The sequence below is a fragment of the Vibrio sp. 1288 genome, assembly GCF_033344475.1.
The window spans coordinates 1-502 of the sequence record NZ_JAWPOX010001205.1; the positions used below are offsets into that span (position 1 = coordinate 1).

General features: G+C 51.6%; 1 protein-coding gene. It reads right to left on the reverse strand.

The annotated features are described in order from the left end of the window. A partial coding sequence (locus R8O11_RS31700; RefSeq protein ID WP_318195449.1) for an aminoglycoside adenylyltransferase family protein occupies positions 1-501 on the reverse strand: 501 nt, incomplete at its 3' end. Between the last annotated feature and the right edge of the window lies 1 nt (position 502).

Below are 502 nucleotides of genomic sequence, written 5' to 3' on the forward strand. Positions count from 1 at the left end.
TAGCGTTAAGGTTTCATTTAGCGCCTCAAATAGATCCTGTTCAGGAACCGGATCAAAGAGTTCCTCCGCCGCTGGACCTACCAAGGCAACGCTATGTTCTCTTGCTTTTGTCAGCAAGATAGCCAGATCAATGTCGATCGTGGCTGGCTCGAAGATACCTGCAAGAATGTCATTGCGCTGCCATTCTCCAAATTGCAGTTCGCGCTTAGCTGGATAACGCCACGGAATGATGTCGTCGTGCACAACAATGGTGACTTCTACAGCGCGGAGAATCTCGCTCTCTCCAGGGGAAGCCGAAGTTTCCAAAAGGTCGTTGATCAAAGCTCGCCGCGTTGTTTCATCAAGCCTTACGGTCACCGTAACCAGCAAATCAATATCACTGTGTGGCTTCAGGCCGCCATCCACTGCGGAGCCGTACAAATGTACGGCCAGCAACGTCGGTTCGAGATGGCGCTCGATGACGCCAACTACCTCTGATAGTTGAGTCGATACTTCGGCGATC